Source organism: Mycolicibacterium hodleri, from assembly GCF_025822245.1.
Taxonomy (GTDB): domain Bacteria; phylum Actinomycetota; class Actinomycetes; order Mycobacteriales; family Mycobacteriaceae; genus Mycobacterium; species Mycobacterium hodleri.
Map to the genome: position 1 here is coordinate 1 of NZ_JACKTL010000063.1, position 21,058 is coordinate 21,058.

General features: G+C 67.0%; 16 protein-coding genes and 1 pseudogene. 16 read left to right on the top strand and 1 reads right to left on the bottom strand.

Going from position 1 to position 21,058, the window contains the following annotated elements; all coding sequences use genetic code 11:
* The 13 genes and pseudogenes from H7J06_RS32715 to eccE all read left to right on the top strand — a co-directional run.
* Positions 1-234, top strand: a pseudogene (locus tag H7J06_RS32715) (hypothetical protein); the annotation flags it as partial.
* Positions 235-405: 171 nt separating this feature from the next.
* Positions 406-2,262 carry an AAA family ATPase gene (locus tag H7J06_RS26165; RefSeq protein ID WP_264042336.1) on the top strand — a complete coding sequence of 619 codons (1,857 nt, stop codon included), beginning with the start codon at positions 406-408 and terminating at the stop codon, positions 2,260-2,262.
* Positions 2,263-2,276: 14 nt separating this feature from the next.
* On the top strand, positions 2,277-3,860 hold the full coding sequence (gene eccB / locus H7J06_RS26170) for a type VII secretion protein EccB (RefSeq protein WP_264042337.1): 1,584 nt from the start codon (positions 2,277-2,279) through the stop codon (positions 3,858-3,860).
* Positions 3,860-8,044 (top strand): type VII secretion protein EccCa, encoded by a 4,185-nt coding sequence (gene eccCa, locus H7J06_RS32480; RefSeq protein ID WP_264042338.1) that lies wholly within the window; start codon positions 3,860-3,862, stop codon positions 8,042-8,044. The genes eccB and eccCa overlap by 1 nt, the downstream gene beginning before the upstream one ends.
* 175 nt (positions 8,045-8,219) lie before the next feature.
* Positions 8,220-8,486, top strand: a complete 267-nt coding sequence (locus H7J06_RS26180) for a hypothetical protein (RefSeq protein WP_256387026.1) — start codon at positions 8,220-8,222, stop codon at positions 8,484-8,486.
* 123 nt (positions 8,487-8,609) lie between these two features.
* Positions 8,610-9,926: a PPE domain-containing protein gene (locus tag H7J06_RS26185; protein ID WP_046365667.1), complete on the top strand. Its 1,317-nt coding sequence runs from the start codon at positions 8,610-8,612 to the stop codon at positions 9,924-9,926.
* A gap of 114 nt (positions 9,927-10,040) precedes the next feature.
* Entirely contained in the window at positions 10,041-10,370 is a 330-nt protein-coding gene (locus tag H7J06_RS26190) for a hypothetical protein (RefSeq protein ID WP_131705569.1), read from the top strand.
* Positions 10,371-10,418: 48 nt separating this feature from the next.
* Positions 10,419-10,721, top strand: a complete 303-nt coding sequence (locus tag H7J06_RS26195) for a WXG100 family type VII secretion target (RefSeq protein WP_046365665.1) — start codon at positions 10,419-10,421, stop codon at positions 10,719-10,721.
* A 160-nt stretch (positions 10,722-10,881) separates the two neighbouring features.
* On the top strand, positions 10,882-11,736 hold the full coding sequence (locus tag H7J06_RS26200) for an ESX secretion-associated protein EspG (RefSeq protein ID WP_264042339.1): 855 nt from the start codon (positions 10,882-10,884) through the stop codon (positions 11,734-11,736).
* A 183-nt stretch (positions 11,737-11,919) separates the two neighbouring features.
* Positions 11,920-13,482, top strand: a complete 1,563-nt coding sequence (locus H7J06_RS26205) for a CpaE/TadZ family protein (RefSeq protein ID WP_264042340.1) — start codon at positions 11,920-11,922, stop codon at positions 13,480-13,482.
* 18 nt (positions 13,483-13,500) lie between these two features.
* A complete protein-coding gene (gene eccD / locus H7J06_RS26210) occupies positions 13,501-15,060 on the top strand; it encodes a type VII secretion integral membrane protein EccD (RefSeq protein ID WP_046365662.1) in 1,560 nt (519 codons plus the stop codon).
* 11 nt (positions 15,061-15,071) lie between these two features.
* Positions 15,072-16,490: a type VII secretion-associated serine protease mycosin gene (mycP, locus tag H7J06_RS26215; protein ID WP_046365673.1), complete on the top strand. Its 1,419-nt coding sequence runs from the start codon at positions 15,072-15,074 to the stop codon at positions 16,488-16,490.
* Complete coding sequence (gene eccE / locus H7J06_RS26220; RefSeq protein ID WP_264042341.1) at positions 16,490-18,496, top strand: type VII secretion protein EccE; 2,007 nt, start codon at positions 16,490-16,492, stop codon at positions 18,494-18,496. The genes mycP and eccE overlap by 1 nt, the downstream gene beginning before the upstream one ends.
* Before the next feature lie 70 nt (positions 18,497-18,566).
* Here eccE and H7J06_RS26225 read toward each other — a convergent pair whose 3' ends face one another.
* Positions 18,567-18,854 (bottom strand): hypothetical protein, encoded by a 288-nt coding sequence (locus H7J06_RS26225; RefSeq protein ID WP_264042342.1) that lies wholly within the window; start codon positions 18,852-18,854, stop codon positions 18,567-18,569.
* A 350-nt stretch (positions 18,855-19,204) separates the two neighbouring features.
* On the opposite strand from H7J06_RS26225, the gene H7J06_RS26230 reads away from it, so the two are divergent.
* The 3 genes from H7J06_RS26230 to H7J06_RS26240 all read left to right on the top strand — a co-directional run bounded on the left by H7J06_RS26230 (position 19,205) and on the right by H7J06_RS26240 (position 20,946).
* Positions 19,205-20,056 carry a ParA family protein gene (locus H7J06_RS26230; RefSeq protein ID WP_046362155.1) on the top strand — a complete coding sequence of 284 codons (852 nt, stop codon included), beginning with the start codon at positions 19,205-19,207 and terminating at the stop codon, positions 20,054-20,056.
* The gene (locus H7J06_RS26235) at positions 20,049-20,474 is read left to right on the top strand and encodes a hypothetical protein (protein WP_076056714.1); all 426 of its coding nucleotides are present in this window, start codon (positions 20,049-20,051) and stop codon (positions 20,472-20,474) included. The genes H7J06_RS26230 and H7J06_RS26235 overlap by 8 nt, the downstream gene beginning before the upstream one ends.
* Positions 20,475-20,544: 70 nt before the next feature.
* Entirely contained in the window at positions 20,545-20,946 is a 402-nt protein-coding gene (locus H7J06_RS26240; protein WP_081389627.1) for a helix-turn-helix domain-containing protein, read from the top strand.
* The last annotated feature ends 112 nt before the right edge of the window (positions 20,947-21,058 follow it).

The following is a 21,058-nucleotide window of genomic DNA, read 5'->3' on the forward strand; positions in this document are numbered from 1 at the left end:
AACGAATACGAGATGGCCGACGACAACCGTTCGGACCTGATCTACGGCAAGGCCAAGCTGCTCGCGCCGCTGCACCCGCGCCCGCGGCGAACGTGCCCAACTGCAAGAAGAACATCTCCGTGGTCATGGACTGGGAAGACCGCGCCGAAGATGTCTTTGCTGCCGGAGCGTCGAAAGCGCAGTGCCGGATCGCGTGCGCCGAGGCCGAGATGCTGTGCAAGGGCTGCCCGCTGATGGAAACCTGCGCCCAGGAAGCCAAGACCACCCACTACACCGGCGTTGCCGGGGGCCGCATTTTCGTCAACGGTCGGCACCGGTTAACGCCCTCCGCCCCGGCTAGGATCGTCGCATAACTGCACTCCAGAGGGGTGCATGTTCCGCTGCGGTGAGAAGGCTTGGTGAGCGATGACGGCAGGTGTCGGACTGAAACCACTCGACGTGTTCACGCTGGGGTTGAGGTACCTGCGCAACAGTCAGACCGATGAGGCTCGCGAGGCGTTCCGCCAAGCCGCCGAGCGCGACCCCGGGATGTGTGACGCGTGGCTGGGGATGCTTGCCACCGGGTCCACGTCGGCTGACGTCACCGCCGGCGCCTACCGATCGGTGTCCAACCTCGGGGTTGCGCTCAAGACCGCCGGCATGACGGTTGCCGATCTCAGCGTGTTCACGTCGATGACGTTGGGGTCGTTCGGGCTGCGGATGCCCACCCACACGCGGCTGCACGTCGCCGTGGCCTACGCGGTGGCGCTGGCCGAGGCGCAGCCACCGCAGCTGGCCAAGGCCGAAGAGGTCATCACCCGCGAAAGCCGCCTGCCGAACATGTCCGCGCTGGATCTGGACCTGCTCGATTACGTGCGGCTGGGGCTGCTGGGCCTGGCGAGGCGCTGGCCGGATGTGCTCAGCTTCGAAGGCAAGCAGCAGTGGCGCTCCCAGGAGAGCAACCCGGAGTTCGTGAAGTACCTCAACGCCGGCATGTTGGTGTGGAAGGTGTGGGCGCTGGTCGGCACCGGAAATCCCGCTGAAGCTCAGCGCTACGCCGAAAGTGGGCTGTCCACAGCGGGACTGCCCAACGACGTCCACGCCAAGCTGCGGCTCGGCCGCGGCTACGCCATGCGGGCCCAGGGCCAGCGCGACGAGGCGATGGCGGCGTTCAAGGAACTGCAGGCCTGGGTCAATACGCCCGAGGTGCAGGAAGCGATCGAAGACCCGGAGAAGGTCATCGAGATCGTCACGGCGTCGTCGTTGGCGACCCGCAGCGATGTCTGGGATCCCGAGTCGGGCAGCTCGGCGGCCTCACTGGAGGTCGAGGCGCGCGAGAAGCGCCGCGACGGTGTGCGTGCGGAAGCGATGGCGCTGCTGGACAAGCAGATCGGCATGCACGGGGTCAAGGAGCAGATCCGCCGGCTGGAAGCCAAGGCGATGATGGACCAGAAGCGTGCCGAGATGGGCATCGCCAAGAAGGACGTCGGCGCGGCCTACATCTTCACCGGCCCTCCCGGTACCGGTAAGACCACGATGGCGCGCATCCTGGCGCAGCTGCTGTTCGGGCTCGGTGTCATCGCCCGCCCAGAAGTGATCGAGGCCTCGCGGCCCCAGCTGGTGGACCAGTACCTCGGTAAGACCGCGCAGAAGACCAACGCCGTCATCGACAAGGCGCTCGGTGGGCTGCTGTTCATCGACGAGGCGTACTCGCTGTATCAGAAGGGCTACTCCGACGGCGACGCCTACGGGCAGGAGGCCGTCGACACGCTGCTGGCCCGGCTGGAGAACGAGCGCAAGACCGAGGACCCGAACAAGAAGCTGGTGACGGTGATCGCCGGCTACGAGGCCGACATCAACCGGTTCCTCACCATGAACGAGGGCCTGGCGTCGCGGTTCACCACCCGCATCCACTTCGACTCCTATACCCCCGAAGACCTGGTGAAGATCGCCGACCTGATGGCCAGTACCGAATCGGCGCTGTACTCGTCGCAGGCGCAGGACCTGATGCTGGCTAACCTGCAGCGGCTGGCGGCGATGCAGGTCGACGACGTGGACTCCGGCGGCAACCCCCGCCGGGTGTCTGGTATCGACAAGGCCGGCAATGCCCGCTTCGTGCGCAATGTCACCGAAAAGGCTACCGAGATAAGGGATTTCCGGCTCACGTCGAGCACGGAGATCGACCTATCGGTCAAAGAAGTGCTCGTCACGATCGAGGCTGAGGACGTGGCCTCGGCGTTCCGTGAAGTCTGCTCCGTGCAAGGAGTTCCGTTCCATGAGTAGTCGGGAGGATCGTCGTGGCTGAACTGGAGGGCCCCGAACAGCGGCGCCGCCGGGGGTTCCGGCTCACGGCGAAGTATCAGGTCAGTGGCTGGCGGTTCCTGTACCGGCGGCTGCAGCACGCCCTGGTGCGCCGTGACACCCGCATGATCGACGATCCTCAGCGTGCGCAGGCTTCGCCGCTCGTGCTCGGTGTCGCCCTGGGCGTCGTGGTGTGCATCGGCGCGGTGGTGTGGGGGCTGTTCTCCCCGGCCGGCCAGGTCAAGGACGCCAAGATCGTCGCCAACAAGGACACCGGCGCGCTCTACGTGCGGGTTGGGGACCGGCTGGATCCGGTCACCAACCTGACCTCGGCTCGGCTGATCGTCGGGCAACCCGACAACCCGGTGCGGGCCAGTGCCGCCGAGATCGACAAGTATCCGAAGGGATCGCTGGTTGGTATCACCGGTGCGCCCAACGACATTCGCGACACACAAGATCCGTGGTCGGTGTGGACGGTGTGCGACACGACGATGACCGGAGCCGCAGTGCCGCTGGACCCGGTGTCCGGGCTGCCCACCACCGCGCGCTCCCCGGTCACGACGACTGCCATCGGCGGGCCGCTGACCAAGGGTGCTGACACCGCCACCATGGGCGGTAACCAGGCCCGGCTCGTGGGCTACGACAACCGCACGTGGCTGATCTACTCGCGGCCCGACGGCGTGGTCGTGCGCTCGACCGTGGACATCACCGACCCCATCGTGGCCGACGCGCTGGGTCTGCGCGCCGATGATCTCGTGCTGCCGATCTCGCAGGGCCTGTTCAACGCGATCCCCGCCGAGCCGCCGCTGATCGCGCCGGCGATCGCCGGGGTGGGCGAGCGGCCGGCGTTCGCGGGGGACAAGCCGTTGACCGTGGGCACGATCCTGAGCGCTCGGGACCTGGGCGGGCAGAAGACCTACTACGCCACGCTCGCCGATGGCGTGCAGGAGGTCAGCCTGACCGCGGCGACCATGATCCGGGCCGCCAACCCCCAGGTCGGCACCGAGCCCGTCGAGGTCGGTCCCGACCACCTGGCGGCGTTCCCGAAGTCCACGCAGCTGGCGGTGTCGTTCTACCCCAAGGACACCGTGACCCTCGTCGACGCCGACAACGAGCCGGTGACCTGCTGGTCGTGGTCGCACTTCGGGGATGAGCCCACCTCGCGTACCGAGGTGATCACCGGGCGGACCCTGCCGTTGGCCCCCGAGCAGGTCAAGGCGCTGGTCCCGATGGTGTCGGCGGCGACCTCGGAAGGCATGACCGCCGATCAGGTGTACATGCCGACCACGACCGGTCGATTCGTTCAGGTCACCAGCGCGGCAACCGATTCCCGGCTGCGTGAGTCGTACTTTTGGGTCGCCGACAACGGGGTGCGGTTCGGCCTGGACACCTCCGATCAGCAATCCGGAGACGTCACCCTGACCGCGTTGAAACTGCACTACCCGGTGCCGGCGCCGTGGGTGGTGGTCTCACTGTTCGCCGCGGGGCCCACGCTGTCGCAGAAGGATGCGCTCATCCGTCACGACGGTGTTCCGCCCAACCCCACTGTCGCCGGCCTGGACGTCAAAGGAGCGAACTAGTGCGTACCAGCTTCAATCGACCGTTCACGCCGGTTGCGCCGCCGCGCATTTCGCGTGACGAGATCAATGTCCCTGCGCCCAAGGAGATCGAAGAGGGCGAGCCGGTATCGAAGCTGCGCACCATCGGTGTGCCGCTGCTGATGGTGGTGGTGCTGGCCGGCATGGTCGCGATGATGATGCGCACCGGGCGGTTCAACCCAATGTTCCTGATGTTCCCGCTGATCATGCTCATGGGCATGGGCACAATGATGTTCGGACAGAGCGGCGGCGGTGGCACCTCGCGCGCCCAGTTGTTGTCGGACCGCAAGGCCCAGACGCGCGGGCTGGGTGTGACAAGGGAGAAGGTGTTCGACCGCGGCCTGAGCATGCACGAAGGTCTGCAGCATGCCTTCCCCGATCCGGTGATGCTGCCCAGCCTCATTGGGACAGAACGCATGTGGGAAGTGACGCCCACCAACGACGGATTCACCGCGCTGCGCTACGGGCTCGGCGAGGTGGAGCTGGCTGCACGGATCGTCGCCCCTGAGGCGCCGCCGGGGGAATTCCTGGAGCCGGTCGGATGGGTTCAGACCGTTCGATTCCTGCGCCACCACTCCACGGTGTCGTCGATGCCGCTGGCGTTGGCGACCGCCCGGTTCCCGGTCATCGGGTTCTCCGGAGACCGGGAGGTCTCGTTGGGGATGCTGCGGGCGATGCTGCTGCACGCCGCGATCACCCATGGGCCCGACAACCTGGCGATGATCGTGCTCACCGACGACCCGGATGGACCGCAGTGGTCGTGGATGAAGTGGCTGCCCCACACCCAGCATCCCTCCAAGCTTGACCGGCTCGGCAGTGCCCGAATGATGTACTCGGACTGGTCGACACTGACCGCAGACGTCGGCGGCGAGGACGAGGACGACCCCGCCAAGATCATCGACTTCATGATGAACTTCGACCCGCACGTCGAGTTCACCAACGACAAGTACCGGCACGTGCTGGTGGTGGTGGACTCCGCAGTCACCGACAAGCTCATCGACTCGGTGATCGAGCCGCGCGCCGGCGTGACATGGCTGATGGTCAACCCGCCCGAGGACGCGTTGACGTCGCGGGAAGGGATCGTGTTGCGCTGCGACGCCGACCGCACGGTGTGGCGCACCGAGGCTGATAAGCCCCTGGCTGAGCCCACCAAAGTGGCCGTCGCCGACCAGATTTCGCTGACCGATGCACGCACCATGGCACGCCAGCTCGCCAAGTACGAGGTGGCGTCGCTGACCAGCCTGGGACGTCAGGCCAAGCAGTCCGAGCGCGGCCGGGACTGGGGCACGCTGATGCGTGTCCGCGATCCCGGCGCGCTGGATGCGATGGACACCTGGAGCGCGATCAGCCGCTACGGCGACAAGCGGCGCCTGCGGATTCCCATCGGATTCCTCTCCAACGGCGACCGCCTGGACCTCGACCTCAAACAGGCCGCCGACGGTGGCACCGGCCCGCACGGGCAGCTGCTGGGAACAACCGGCTCGGGTAAGTCGGAGTTCCTGCGCAACCTGGTGATCAACGGGTGCGTCTCGCACTCCCCGGACATGCTCAACATGCTGCTCGTCGACTTCAAGGGCGGCCCGACGTTCCTGGGCATGGGTGATCTGCCCCATGTCAGCGCCGTCATCACCAACATGGAGCAAGAAGCCCACCTGGTCACCCGCATGAGCGAAATGATCGAGGGCGAGATCGCGCGGCGCTTCCAGGTCCTGCGCAACGCCGACGAGCTGAGTAATCGCTACGACGTCAAGGACATTCGCGACTACGAGCAGCTGCGCGAACGCGGTGTGGACCTGCCGCCGCTGCCGTCGCTGTTCGTCATCATCGACGAGTTCGCCGAGCTGCTCGCCGAGTACCCCGAATACGGTGACCTGTTCAAGCGCATCGGCCGCGTGGGACGGTCGCTGGGTATCTATCTGCTGTTCGCGTCGCAGAACCTCGACATCTCCGGGCGTACGAGCGGCCTGGAATCCAACATCGGCTACAAGATCGGTCTGAAGACCCAGACCGCCCAGGAATCGCGGGCCCTGCTCGACAGCTCCGATGCCGCCTATCGCCTGCCGGGTACCCCCGGGCACGGCATTCTGCTGGGCAGCGCCGGTGATCGTGCCGGTGAGCTGACCCAGTTCTACGCCGGGTTCACCGGCGCCGCCTACTTCCCTCCGGCCTCGGAAGTGATCGTCGAACGTGCCCAAACACGTGCCGAGGACGGCGGATTCGTCGGCCCACAGGCGTTCACCGCGATCGAGGCGCCGCTGCCCAAGGATCCGGCCAACGCCGCCGAGGTGGTCAGCGAGCCCGAGCGCACCGAAGAGGAACTCGAGAACGCCCCGACGGTCTTCACCACCGTCGTCGAGCGGCTCCGCGCGGCCGACGCCGCGCCGGCCTACCGGATGTGGCTGCCCCCGCTGGAGGTCAAGACCCTCGATCAGGTCGAGCCGGACCTGCAGCACTGGGCGGTGCCGGCCAACACCGCGCTGCCCAAGCTGAAGGTGCCGATGGGTCTGTTCGACGACCCGGCCAAGCACGCGCAGCCGCTGTGGAGCTTGGACACCACCGACCAGAACATCCTCATCATCGGTGGCGCACAGTCCGGCAAGTCCACGGCCATCAAGACGCTGGCCTGCTCGCTGGCCCTGCACAACACCCCCGAGCAAGTGCAGATGTACCTGGTTGACTACGCCGGCGGCGGCCTGGGCCCGCTGGCCGATCTGCCGCATGTGGGCGGCGGGGCGAGTCGGTCTGATCCCGATGCCATCAACCGCATGATCGCCCAGGTGCGGACACTGATCAGCGACCGTGAGCGGATCTTCCGTGACCACAAGATCGGCACCATGGCCGACTACCGCAAGCTGCGCACCAACCCCGACTACCCGCTGCTGCGCGATGACCGCTACGGCGACGTCTACATCATGATCGACGGGTGGGACGCGGCTGTGGCCGAAGGGCAGGTGCTGCAGTTCCGCGGCAGCGAGATTGAGTCGCTGATCGTGGGTGCTCTGAACTACGGCGTGCACCTGGTCCTGTCGACGGCGCGCGTGGTGGAGATGCGCGGCATCGAACCCCACATGAAGGGAATCGTCGAGCTGCACTCCGATACGGAGTTCTCGCGCATCAGCAATGCGCTGTCGAAGAAGCGGCGCAAGGAACCCGGCCACGTCATGGTCGCAGGGTCGGAGCTGTACGGGTTGGTGGCGCTGCCGCGCATCGACGGGATCGGCGAGCGCACCACCGTCACCGAGGGCATGACCGCCCTGGTCCGCCAGATCGCCGAGCAGTTCGCCACCAGCTCGGCCGAACGGCTGCGCACCCTGCCGACGTCGTTGACCCACGAGCAGCTCGCAGCCATGGTCATCGAGGCCGACCAGAAGTCGATCGAGCAGAACAATGGCCAGTGGGATCCGCGCCGTAATCTGCGCATCGCCTTCGGCATCCAGGAGGAACGGCTCACCCCGGCCTACGCCGAGATGTGGCGCGAGCCGCACCTGCTGATCGTCGGCAGCGCCAAGTCCGGCAAGAGTGAACTGGTCGGCTCGTTCTACGACAGCCTCACCCGCCGGTTCCCCGGCGGAGTGGACCAGGCCGCGGTGATCTTCATCGACCCACGCCGACGCCACCTGGGCAAGATCCGCGACAACAATCTGTTCGCGTACGTCACCAACGAAGACGAACTGATCGCCGCGGTGTCCAAGCTCTGGGAGCGCTACGACATCTCAGGGCGCGAGCTGCCACCGAACATCGACGCCGAGACGCGGGCGGCCCGGTCATGGTGGAGCGGGCCGGAGATCTTCGTGATCGCCGACGACTACCACCTGTTCGCCAACACCCGGAACCTCGCCGAGACGCCGAAAATCTTCAAGATGCTGCCCCAGGTGGAAAACGAGCCGCTGGCTCAAGGCTGGCACTTCGTGATCGCACGAGCGGCCGAGGAGTTCTTCATGGGAGTCAACCGGGACCCGATCCTCAAGCGCCTGATCAACGATGCCGCCCCGACCGTGATGCTCTCCGGCCAGAAGTTCGACGGACAGATCGGCGAGCACAAGTTCGAGAACTTCGGCATCCCCGGCCGAGCCCGCTACCTAGAGACCGCCTTAGCGCGCAAGGGCCGCATTCAAAGCGCCTGGTCGGGAATCCGCTACAGCGACGACGACAATCTGGGGGACTGATGCGTCAGCGACCGCAAGCCTCCGAGCAGGAAAAAGTGCGACACCACCCCCCAACGGTGGCGGTATGCTGTTGGGGAGATTTACCATCACAGGTAACATTGCCGCGAAAGCGCCTTTCACGGCACCGGGGAAGTGAGGTTTGCTAGTGATCACCAATGTTTCGTCACCGGTCATGATGGCCAGCGTGGCTGACGTCGTGAGCAACGCCGCCGCAACCGCCGGCGTCATCGACGGAGGGGCGCCCGTCATCATGGCGCCCGCGCCCGCGGGAACCGATGAGGCGTCCGCGCTGGCCACCGCCAATACCAGTGCCCACGCTGCCGACCTCCTTGGCACCGCGCATCTCGGCTTCCTGGAGCTGGCGCGGTACGCCGGCACCCTGGCCATCACCGACGCCAGCTACACCACAGTCGACGCAGCCAACAGCACGCAGTTCCTGTAGCTGAGGGCGCAAACCAGACCATGACGGCGGGCGTGCAGCTCCGCGGAGAGGGCACCATGCCCGCTCCCACGACGGCGTTGCACCACGACGGAGGGGAGGAAAGCTGTGTTTGGACCTCCTGAAGTGATCACCGGACGTCTCATGTCCGGGGCCGGTGCTGCCCCGATGACCGCGGCATCAGCGGAATTCACCGCCGCAGCGGTCGCCTACGAGATCTCCATCGACCGACTAACCGCCATGAGTGCCTACCTCTCCGCGTCCTGGCAAGGCCCCGCCGCCCAGATGATGCAGGCCACCCTGATGCGGTTCATCATCATCTGCCGGCTCCTGCAGGCCCAGATCATCACCTCCGGCGCGCGCACCGCCGCCCAGGCCGCGTCTTTCGCCGAGGCCTACACGACGATGGCGCAGATGGCCGAGATCGTGGAGAACCGGGTCACCACCGCCACCCTGCACGCCACCAACTTCCTTGGGTTCAACACCATCCCCATCGGCATCAAAGAGGGCCAGTACCTCGAAATGTGGATGCGCGACGTCGCCGTGCAGACCAACTATCTCGCCCAGACCGTCGCCAACACCACGTTCGATCCGTTCGCCAAGCTGCCCCCGCTGTCGACGAACGTCAGTTTTCCGTCGGTGGTCAACCAGGCCATCGGCGCGGCGCTGGCAGCCACCGATCGTGTGCGCCTGCAGGCGGCCAAGGCCCAAAACACCGCCTCAATCCTCAAGAGCAAGCTGGGCATCGGGATGGCCCAGGCGGCCGGGATGGCGCAACGCGCCGCAGACGGCGCGCAGAAGGCCGAAGCCCAGGCCGCCGTGGCGCGGTTCCGTGAGGGCAACGCGCAGCGCCAGATGGAAAACCAGATGGCCCAGCAGCTGATCCAACAGATTCCGCAGCAGGCCGCCCAGGCCGGCCAGCAAGTCATGCAGGCCCCCCAGCAGGCGATGCAGCAGGCCCAGCAGCTCGGCCAGCAGTTCGGCTCCCAGATCAGCAACCTGATGAGTCAGGTGTCGCCCGAGCATCGCCTCGACAACCCCGGCTTCTTCGACACCCAGCCCTCCTCGTCAACGCTGGATCGCCTCGCCGGCAGCTCGGGCGGGGCCGGGCTGGCCTCGGCGATCCGGGTCCCGAATCTGGGCGGATTGTCCGGCGCCTCAACCGGATTCCGGTTCCCGGGCGGATGGGATGGCGCCATGCCGGGATCGGCGCCTCCGCAGGCGCCCGCGGCGCCGAGCGGTGCCCCCGCGGCCCGTCCCGGTGGATCGGGTATGCCGATGCACGGTGCGCGTCGTCGCGACGACGAGAAGCCCGCAATCGTCAAACGTCCTGACACTGAACTCATTCCGATGTGGGGACACACCCCCGAGGATGAGGAAACGGTCTCTGCCGGCGCGCTGGTGGCCGAGCGGGAGGCCGATGACAAGAAGGAGGCCATCTGATGACCGGCCTTCCCACACACTTGCGCTCAAGGCTGTTCGGAGCGCGGCGCGCCACGGTGGCGTGTGAGTCCAGGAATGGCAGTTCCACCACCACCTACAGAAATGGAGAACCTCATGGCCGGTAGTGGCTCACCGTTCAGCATGGACATGGCCGTTCAGGCCGCCCAGACAGCCAGCTTCCAGGGGCTTGTCGACTCGGCTCAGGCGAACAACAAGCAGATGATGGCCATCGCCGACAGCGCTCAGGGTGCCAACCGCGGCCAGATGTCGGCGTCGTTCCAGACCTGGATCGCCGACGTCCACCAGACCGCGGTCACCAACAACCAGGTGCTCGACTCGATCCGCGAGGCGCTGCAGTTCGGTATCGGCTCCACCGACGCACAGGAAGCGTCCGCTGCGGGCGACTTCCAGCAGATCACCGGCGTCGTCAACCCGTTCCACTGATCGTCCTCTGCCCAGCCTGAAACCCACTGAACCTTAAGGAGATACGAAATGCCTGCAGGAAGTCCTGACGACGTTTACTACAACTATCCGCTGATGGAGTCCATCGCGATGCAGATCCAGCAGTGCGGTACCACCGCCCAGGGTCTGCTCGACGCCGGGATCGCCAACAAGCAGACCCTGCTGGGGAGCTTCACCGGTGACACCGCCATGGTGTTCGAGGAGAGCTTCACCAAGTTCCAGCACGTCTGCCAGGACACCATCGAGGTCACCGGCCGCGGCGGCATCGCCTACAGCCGCGGCGCGTCGGAGATGGGAACCAACGAGATGAACATGAGCAAGCAGTTTCCCTGATCGGTCTGTCTTCGCCGCTTTCGGTAGGGCGCCTCGATTCCACCCACGAGTGGACGAGGCGCCCTACTGCGTCTTGGAGGCCATGCGAATCACTGGGCAGCGATGAAAAGTGCTGTCCGACAGGCAAAATAGCTGCCATCCGCCGGTAGCATCGGCGGTTATGGCACGCGACATCTTGGCCGCAGCGCACCTAAGCGTGGATTCTGCGTTGTTCATCAAACGGCTGATGGACATTGACAGCTTGCCGCCGGTGCTGGCACTGATGAACAACGTCTACTACCCCGAAGACCAGGCGCGCGTCGACGACGAAACCGTTCCCCTGCTCGTCAACTCGGGGCTGATCGATCTCGACGCCAACGTCGACCCCACCTTGGCGTCCTGGATGCGGGTGCTGGAGCGCCCCGACATCGAGGTCACGCTGCGGGGGATGCAAGAAGACCGCATGCGGCGTGCCGTTGTCGCGCGCCGCGGCGACACCCACGTCATGGCGCTGCGCCGCAACGACGAACTGGTCCTGCAAGCGGTGTGGTCGACCACGAACTCTCTCGACGACGTGGTGTCCACCCCGATCTGGTCGGCGATGCGTGAGTCCGCTGAAGTGCTGGCGCCCCTGCCGGCGCAGTTCGAGCCGGTGACGCTGCCCCTGGATCAAGTCGCGGAACTGTCGGCGTCATCGACCCCCGGAGACATGCTGCGCACGCTGCGCGGGGAACTCGGCGTCGACGTGCAGACCGCCAAAATCCTCAACGAAGTGTCCTCCTACACCGGGCAGCGCTGCGAGATCGTCATGCGCGAGAACCGCGGTATCCAGACCGTCGACACCAAAGCTGCGGTGGGGGTGGCCGACACCTCGTTCGGGCGGGTGGTGTCCGCGGTGGGCGGACATGGCTCACGTTCCCGCCTGTGGGTGACTTTCGGTCCCGGGACCTACGCCCGATTCCGGGCGGCCATGGCTGATCTGGTGCAGTTGACCCCCAGCCGGGACTGGTTCGCTGCCCGCGGTGACCAGAGGTGACAGGCCGGTGCATCGGTGCAGGAAAATGGGCCCTCTTCGGCCCCGAGTTCGACCAATTTGGTGCGCTAGTGTGCTGGTGAACGCTGGGACAATGGCCTCGGGGCAAACCCAGGGCGACAGCAGTCAAGCGACCGGAACACTGCCCGGTCACGCCGTCAGATTTTGCGGGGAGAGGTGAGCCGAATGGCCGAAAATGTGGAAACCGGTAACGGCCGGCACTGGTCGGAGCCGGAGAGTTCTGCAGAGCCTGCGCAGTCCACACCATCAGAACTCGAGGCCAAGCCCGAGGATCTGCCCGGGCCCCCGCCCACGACGATCGCGCCCTCGGGCGCCGGGGACTGGGGCGCCCGGCCCAGCGTTCCGCCGGCACCTCCGGCCGCACCGGCACCCGCCGGTGACCGCAGCTTCGGCGGCGACGGTGGCTCCACGACGCCCTACCCCAAGCAGCAGCAGCCCCCGTGGGGTGCGCCGGCGGCCCGTCCGGCCAACGGGTCACCGCAGCAGTCCGATCAGCGTTTCACCAACAGCGGCCAGCAGTGGGGTGCCTCCCCGGGACAACCCTGGGGGCAGCCCTCCGCGGCCCCGCAGGGCCAGCACTCGGGTCCGCAGATGGCCCCGCGGCGCCCGCAGCCGCAGACGCAACCCGAGCAGTATCAGCGGCCCGACGTGACCCAGCAGATCCCCGTCACCCCCGACGTCGACCGGGTGCGCCAGGCGGTGCCCGATCGGCAAGCCGCGACGGGACGTGGCGTCGAAGCAGATCAGTACCGCCGCCCCAGCGCGCCGATCCAGGCGGCCTCGGCTGGCATCCGCCAGGACCTGATCCAGACCGCCAACGAGGACCGCGCGCCGGTGGCCAACACCGGTTGGCGCGGGGCGATGAACAAGAGCGGGTTCAAGCTCAAGCCCGGCAAGAAGGAAAGCCGCCGCCGAGAGGTCTACAAGCGCATCCGCGCACCCAAGGACACGATGTACGCCATCACCGTCCTCACCCTCAAGGGCGGGGCCGGGAAGACCACGGTGACCGCGACGCTGGGGCAGGTGTTCTCCTCGATCCGCGCCGATGGAGTCATCGCCGTCGATGCCGACCCTGATGCTGGTGACCTGCCGCTGCGGACCGCGGTGCACCCGCACAACCTGTCGATGATGGAGATGCTCGACACCGAATCCGACGATCTGCGTCAGCACGACCAGGTGCAGCGGTTCCTGTCGACGACCGACACAGACCTGCACGTGCTGGCCAATGGGTGGCGGCCTGACGGCGAGCGTGTGCTCGTCCCCGAAGACATCCGCGACGTCTACGAGATCGCCTCGCACTACTACAGCATGCTGCTGTGGGATGGCGATAAAGCACTCAATTCGCATGTGGTGCGCGAGATGCTCGACAAGTCCAATGCCCTTGTGCTGCTTGTGGAAGCGTCAAACCCGGGTGCATTCAAGGCCGGTCAGGCCATCGACTGGCTGCGCAACCACGGCTACGAGGGCCTGTTGGCCCGCACGGTGCTGGTGGTCAACGAGACCACGGCCAACACCCGGCTCGACATGAAGGCGCTGACCACAGTGCTGGCTCGCCAGCAGCTGAAGCTGCACCACATCCCGTTCGATGCGCACCTCGACGAGGGTCTCAGCGTCGACCTGGACAAGCTCAGGAAGAAGACTCGGCAGGCCTTCGAGAACCTGGCAGCGATGCTGGCCGACGACTTCTCCGTGCCCCAGCCGCCGGCTCCGGTAGCCGCAGCGAGCTAACGCCAAGGGAGGCAACGTATGTCAGTCGTCTTGCCGGTCGAGTCCCTGCCCGCCGATCCCGGTAGGCAGCCCGAGACCACGGGCACAGCAGTTCAAGCGGTCCCCGAGCAGATCCGCGTCGCCATCCACGTCGGCAACTACAACGTCGACACGTCGCTGGCCGCGCACGCGCCGCTGTCGATCGTCATGGAGGGGCTGGTGCCCTTCCTGGCGGAGACGCTGCGCAACGAAGGGCTCAACGTCGACTTCACCACTACCGGGGTCTACACCCTGGCCGTCGAAGGCGGCATGCCGTTCGCGCGCACGCTGTCGCTGGCAGAGGCCGGCGTCCTCGACGGCGCGCGCCTGCTGCTGCGCGAGGTGCACTCCAACGAGGTCTTCAAACCGATCATCGAGGACGGCAGCGACGCCCTGGCGGAATTCAATGCCGTCAAGTTCGCGTCCTTCACCGCCGACACCGCCCGCACCCTCGGGCTGATCGCCATCGTCGGTGGCGCAGCCCTAACCGCCGCACTGACGATCGCGGCGTGGTGGTCTACCCCGTCGAGCCTCTGGTGGGCGCCACCGGCCGGGGTGCTGACACTGCTGGCGATTATCGGAGCCATCGTGGCGTCGCGCCGCTCGATCCGGCAGGTGTCCTACGCCGCCGGCATCGCCGCGGTCCCGCTGGCGTTCGCCCTGGGATGGGTGGCGGTGCCGGCGTACGAGAACACGCCTGGCCACTGGACAGCGGCCAACGTCTTCGCCGCGGCCTTCGCGACCGCAGCGGTATCCCTGATCGTGTTGTGGCTGACCGGAATTGGCATCAGCGTGCACACCACGGTGGTCACGATGGCGGTGATCGGCGCGGCCGCCGCCGGGGTGCGCACCTACACCGGCTTCGACATGCGCCAGATCGGCACGGTCGCCGTCGTCGTCGGCATGATCCTGGTAGCCATGGCGCCGGGTCTGGCCCTGTCCCTTGCCGGGGTCAAACCCCCGAGCCTGCCGGTGCCCGGTGAGGACATCGACCGCACCGAACTCGACGAAGCCGCGATGGTCGTCGAGGTGTTCGACGACGGCAACGATGTGCGCACCGTGGCGCTCTCGGAGGACGAGGACGCCCAACTCGAACGCCAGTCGCGCGTTGCGAACAAGTACCTCACCGGCTTGTTCCTCGCCGCGGTGACCACCATCGTGGCTGGAGCGATTGTGGCCACCGAGCCTGCGACGCACTACTTCTGGGGTGAAGTCGCGGTCGCCATCCTGTCGATCCTGGTCCTGGTCTTGCGTGGTCGCTCACTGCCCGATCGGGTCCACGCCGTGACGTTCTTCGTGGGCGCGTTCGTGTTGCTCGTCGGCTTCACCCTCACCGTGATCACCGGGACCTCCACTGCGGTCGCCGAGATCAGTGTTCTCGGCGGGGTCGCGCTGGTGACGGTCCTGGCCGCGCTCGCCGGGATGATGCTGCCCGGGCGGATCAAGTCGCCGATCCCGCTGCGGCGCATCGAGTATCTGGAGTTCTTCGCGAACTTCGCGGTGGCGATGCTGGCGTTCTGGATTGTCGGAGCCTTCAACTTCTTCCGGAACCTGCTATGACTGTGCGCCCGATGCTGCTTGCTGCGCGGACGGCGGCCGTCCTGACGGCAGTCACCTCGTTGGTCGCGGTCGCGCCGCTGGGAACCGCCGGCGCGGTCACCCCGCCCAACCCGGATGTTGCCGCCGCCCCGCCGGACGGCCCGCCAGGACCCGAAGGGCCCATGCGCAAGAACGGCGCATGCGTCGTCGGGGGTGTGCTGCCGAACTCCGATCTGGCCAAGACGCCGCCACCGTTGACCGCACTGCAGATCGAGCAGGCCCATAAGTTCTCCACCGGCGCCGGAGTGATCGTGGCGGTCATCGACACCGGTGTGCGGCCCCAGCCGCGGCTGCCCGGCATGATCGCCGGCGGCGACTACGTGGACCCCGCCTCCGGCGCGAACGGATTTGAGGACTGCGAGGGACACGGCACGATCGTGGCCGGCATCATCGGTGCAGCGCCAGCGCCCACCGACGGACTGATCGGTGTCGCACCCAACGCCCAGATCCTGGCGATCCGACAGACGTCGTTGGCCTACATGCCCGAGAACCAGTCCTCAAACCCCGACGACCCCAACCAATCTCGCACCGCCGGAGACATCCGAACCCTGGCCCGGGCCATCGTGCACGCCGCCAACATGGGTGCGCGGGTCATCAACATCTCCGTGGTGTCGTGCGTGAAGGTGACCACCCCCATCGACCAGGCGATGCTCGGAGGCGCGCTCAAGTACGCCACCGAGGTAAAAGACGCACTCGTCGTCGCCGCCGCCGGCAACGTCAACTCCGCGGTCGACAGCGGGGCGGGCAACCAGAACTGCAAGAGCAACCCCGACGCCGACCCGACCCGCCCCGACGACCCCCGCAACTGGGGTGGGGTCACCGTGGTGTCCACCCCCTCCTGGTTCGACGACCTGGTGCTCTCGGTCGGGTTCGTCTCGCCTGAGGGCGCACGCGCCGAGAACACCATGTCCGGGCCGTGGGTCGACGTGGCTGCTCCCGGATCGGGCATCGTGTCGCTGTCGTCGAGCGGCGAAGGTGTGATCAACGGTGTCCCCGGCGAGGAAGCCGGGCTCGTGCCGATCGCGGGCACGTCGTTCGCGGCGGCCTACGTCTCCGGGACCGCAGCACTACTGCGCTCACGTTTCCCGCAGATGTCCGCCCGCGAGGTGGCCACGCGCATCATCACCACCGCCCACGCGCCGGCACGCGGGGTGGACAACGCCGTGGGCCGAGGTCTGATCGACCCGGTGGCGGCGCTGACCTACGACATCCCGGTCGACGGGGCCCCGGAGGTGACCGTGCAGGCCGCAGAGCTGTCACTGCCGGCGCCGCCGCCTCCGCCGGACTCCGCGCCGAAGTGGACCGCGGCGATCGTGATCGGGGCGCTCTCCGCTCTGGTCGTTGCCGTGCTGATCGTCGTCGCCGCGACCGGCGTGCGAAGGAGGCAGTGATGGCAGGCCCCAGGCGCGCCCGCGGGCGGTGGATCCGGGTTCCCATGGTCTCGGCGCTGGTCTACGGCGTCGCGGTGTGGGTGACCGTTGCCTTCGCCCTGAACAAGACGCTTCCGGTGTGGGCGGCCGTGACCATTCTGGTCGCCGCGGCGATCGCGCTGTTCATTCCGATCCGAGGGCGGGTCCTGCTTGTCGAGTGGTTCGCCGTCGTGTGGTCGTTCCTGCGGCAACGCCGCCGGCCGCTTCCCCCGGAACTGCCGACGGCCACCGACATCAACGTCATCTCCGGCAACGCCGGCGTGCGCTGGGACGGCAAGACCTTGGTGGCCGCCGTCGAAGTCGGCCCGCAGCTGGCGATCACCACCGAAGCCGGTGGGCGCACAGTCAGTGGCAGCGAATTGCCGCTGTCGCTGGTGGTTTCGCTGATGACCCAGTACGGGCTCAACATCGACATCGACGTCATCGAGGCGGGCTGCCATGTCCCCCCAGGGACGGCCTACCGCACGGTGTACTCCCAGTTCGTGGGTCCGCGTCACTTGGTCGGAGAGCGCCGCACCTGGCTGGTGTTGCGGCTCAACTCCTTTGACAACCTCGACCGGATCATCGAGCGCGGCCCGTCGCGCACCGCCGGCCCCAAGGCGTTGGCGGCCGCGGCGCACCGGGTCGTGCAGCGCCTGCAGCAGGACCAAATCCCGGCGCACGCGCTGTCGGCGGAGGATCTCGACGCGATGGGGGACGTGCTGTTGGCCCCGGTCGGGCCGGTCGACAACCAGGAGAAGTGGTCCTACATCCGCTCGGGACCGAACTTCATCACCACCTACGTCGGCAACCCCGAGCTGCTCGCCCAAGGCCAGCTGGATCGCTGGTGGTCCTGGCGCACCGAGGAAACCATGACGGTGATCCGGCTGACCGGCGCCGGAGGCGGCGCAGAGGTCCAGGTGGGTGTGCTGATCCGCTACGTCCACCACGGCAAGGCCTACAAGCCGCTCGCCGAGGCAAAGCTCGCCCGCCCCACCGGAATTCAACGGCAGATGCTCGATGCGGCCATCCCCGCCGGGGACCGCAGCCTGCAGGCCACGCTGCCGACCATCGCGTTCTCCGCCGTAGAAGACGTCCGGGTGCCGATCGGGCCCTCCGGGCAGATCATCGGTCAGCTCGACGAGGGCACGTTGGCGGCGGTGCCGCTGTGGGATCAGTCCGGTTCGCCCAAACGGCGCCGCATCGACGCGCGCGTCGGCGTCGAAGTGGCACGCCAGCTCGTCCTGCGTGCAGTCGTCACCGGTGCGGTGGTGGCGATCCACACCGACGACCGTCAGCGCTGGGACGGGCTGGTCGCCACCGTCAACGACGACCAGCGACTGTTCTACGCCACCGCAGGCGCCCGCACGAGCGACGTCGCAGTCTTCGACGGCCGCACGGTCACCACCGTGCCCACCCGCACCGTGCTTCGACTGTTGGGCCCCGACACCGTGGGCGGGGGCGCGGACATGACCATCGTGGAAGGGCCCGGCCAGGTCCTGGAGGTCGCCATCGGCAGTGCCGAGCCAATCACCGTGTGGACGATCCGTACCCGCGAAGAGGACCGCTACCTCGGCCTGGGCCACAACGACATTCCGCAGCCGCGGCGCGTGGTCTCCACCGCACCGGTCCTGTCTCGCACCGGCCGGCGCTCGGCAGCTGCAGCACCGGCTCCGTCCGCCGCCGTTCCCGCGCCGGCGCGTCGCAGCGCCCCCGTCGCTCAGCCGTCGGCCACACCGCCGCCGCCGTCGGCGGCTCCGGCCGCCGCACAGCAAGGCGGACTTGACCGGGTGCACTCGAACGGACACTCGAACGGAAACGGCGCCAACAACAACGGTGCGAACGGCAACGGGGCCAACGGCGATGGCGGCGGCCGGCATCGCGACTTGGGTGGGCCGCAGCGCATTCGGCGCAGCCAGCGCTCCGCAGAGCCGGCGCCGCCGCCACCGCCGCGGCGACCGCCGCGCAACTATCGACCCGAGGAGTGACGGGCCGAGATGCCGAACGCACTGTGCCCCGCTACCGAAGTGGCGGGGCACAGTGCTGTGTGGACAGGGTTTACGGCGCGGAGCTGCGGCGGCGGATCAGGCCGGCGCGCAACCGGTCGTGGCGCGCCTTGGTGTCCTCGTCGAGGTCGTAGGCGAGCTTGAGGCAACGGGAGGCCTCAGCGCGCTGGTCTTCGTTGCTCGCGGGGTGCCACCACACCTCGGCGGCGTAGTCGGCTGCGGTGCGCGCATATTGCCACCGTCGCCACTGTTCGTCAGCGGTGGAGGCTTCACAGAGGGCGGTCAACGCCGCGCTGAGCGCGCGGGCCGGGGAGGTCAAGTCGTCGCCGCGATGGCTCATTGGCCAATGGTATGGCCGTATCCAGGGCCGATCCCGGCCCGCGGAGGGGGCGATTTGCGCGAGATCGCGCGTGGCTGTCGCGGCGTGTCGCAGGGAGAGAACCGGCGTGGGGCGGTGAGATGAACGACGGGTGCCGCGTCGTCGGGCCAGTGACCAGCGGTGACGTCGCCATTCTGGCCGTGAGAACTCCGTGAATCTGCTCTCAGTGGTTCGTGAAAGCAAGCCCGCGTGTCGCGCACAACCTTTGTGAATTATGCTTTGACCTGCGGAGACAGTATGGCCCCTGGTCGCTGGCAGTTTTTTACCGCAGCAGAGGCATTCCCCCAGCCCTGGAAGGTTATGATTTGCGCATGCCAAAGACTCCGAAGCTGGTCCGGGCCCTGAATTCCCCGCCCGTGGTCATTGCGGTCGCCATGCGGAAGGGCGGGGTGGGTAAGACCACCACCGCGGTGAACCTGAGCTACGAACTGACTCGGCTGCAGGTGTTCGACGAGGCCGAGCAGGAGACGCGCCCGATTCGCGTGCTGCTCATCGACATGGATCCGCAGGGCAACGCCACCTCCGGACTGGGCTTGGAGGTGCCGCCCGACGGCGACCCGACGCCCACGATGTTCAACGTGCTGCACCCCGAGAAGCACCGCCGTATGCCGCTCAACGACGTCATCCAGGGCACCGACTTCGGGGTCGACGTCGCTCCGTCACGTGAAGCCCTCGACGAACTCGACAAGGGCCTGGGGCCCGGTGGGCAGATGCGCCTGCGCCGCGAAGTGGAGACGTTGCCCGCGTACGACTTCATCGTCATCGACTGCCGCCCCACGCTCAATGAGCTTGCTTCGGCGGCACTTTCGGCGGCGACCTGGGTGCTGGCGGCCGTGGGGACCGGTCCCGACGAGGTGGGCGCTTTGGCCTCACTGGACGCAGCGGTGGAGAACGTGGACCTGAACAACCCGGGCATCAAGATCACCCATGTGCTGCTCACCAATTACCTGGGCGGATCGCGGGCCACCAAGTCCATCCGTCGAGCTGTCGAAGAAGCCTGGCCCAAGGAGTACCTGGGTTACATCTCCCGCACGATCCGCGTGACGGAGGCCAAGGCGCACTGCCAACCCATCTCGGTGTATGACCCGACGTGCACTGCTGCTGAGGACTATCAGCGCGTCGCTGTGCGTATCGCGGAGGAAGGACTGATCTCCCATGGCTAAAGACATGCCACTGCCGGCCGCTCGCGGTCGGGCGGTATCTCAGGACGCAGCGCGGATGCGAGGCGTTCCCTCCAGCACTGCGGCGGCTGCGCCAGCGGCCCCGGCCGCTGCGGCCGGCAACCAGGTCGCCGACTTCGTGGCCCACGATCCCGCCCTGGAGCAGCTGCGCAGCCGCAAGGTCAAGCGCACTGGAATCAACGTGCACATCAATACCAATGTGCACAACGCGTTTGCTGCATTTATCGACGAGTACGAGTTGCCCAAAGGGGATGCCGCGTCACTGGCCATCCAGGAGTTCCTCGAACGCCGAGGTGTGCAGATCCCCGGTGTCGCCCGGGCGCTGCCGCCGCCTGTGACTGCTGTCCCAAATATGACCGATCAGCAGCCCACTGGTGGCGATTCGGCCTCCACTGGATAGGCTGGAGATCAGTGCTGGTAAAGAAGTTGGGGGATCGGCCGAGTGGCATCAACGCAGGATTGGGTGACCGATGACCAACCATATGGACAACATTGCCGACGTCGAGGCCGAGGACGTCGACGAGGATAAGCCGGACGGCGTGGCGCACGAACTCGTGCGCGCCGAACAACGCGGCAAAGCCGCGATCGACCCTCCGCATGTCGCAACCGAGTACTTCGCCAAGAAGTTCCAGGAATTAGCTGGAAGCATGAACGTCCGCATGCTCGACACCGACCGAGTACGCAAGCTCACGCCCCTGCGGATCCAGCGGATGCTCAAGGAACAGGCACCTGATCTGCCGGTGTCGCAGACGCAGATCTACCGCTATTTCCACGGCGAGGCACCGCCGCGTCTGGATGTCGTCTACGAGCTGGCGCGACTGTTCGGCGTGCCCCCGTCCTACTTCATGCCCGATGAGTTCCTGCCCGAATAGGCCCTGACGCGGCGGTCTGCGCGACGCGCGATGTTGCGAAAAGCAACCCCTTCGCGGCAGGCGATCCCAGCTGATCGAGGTCATAGACTGAGGCTCGCAACTCCGGCATGGT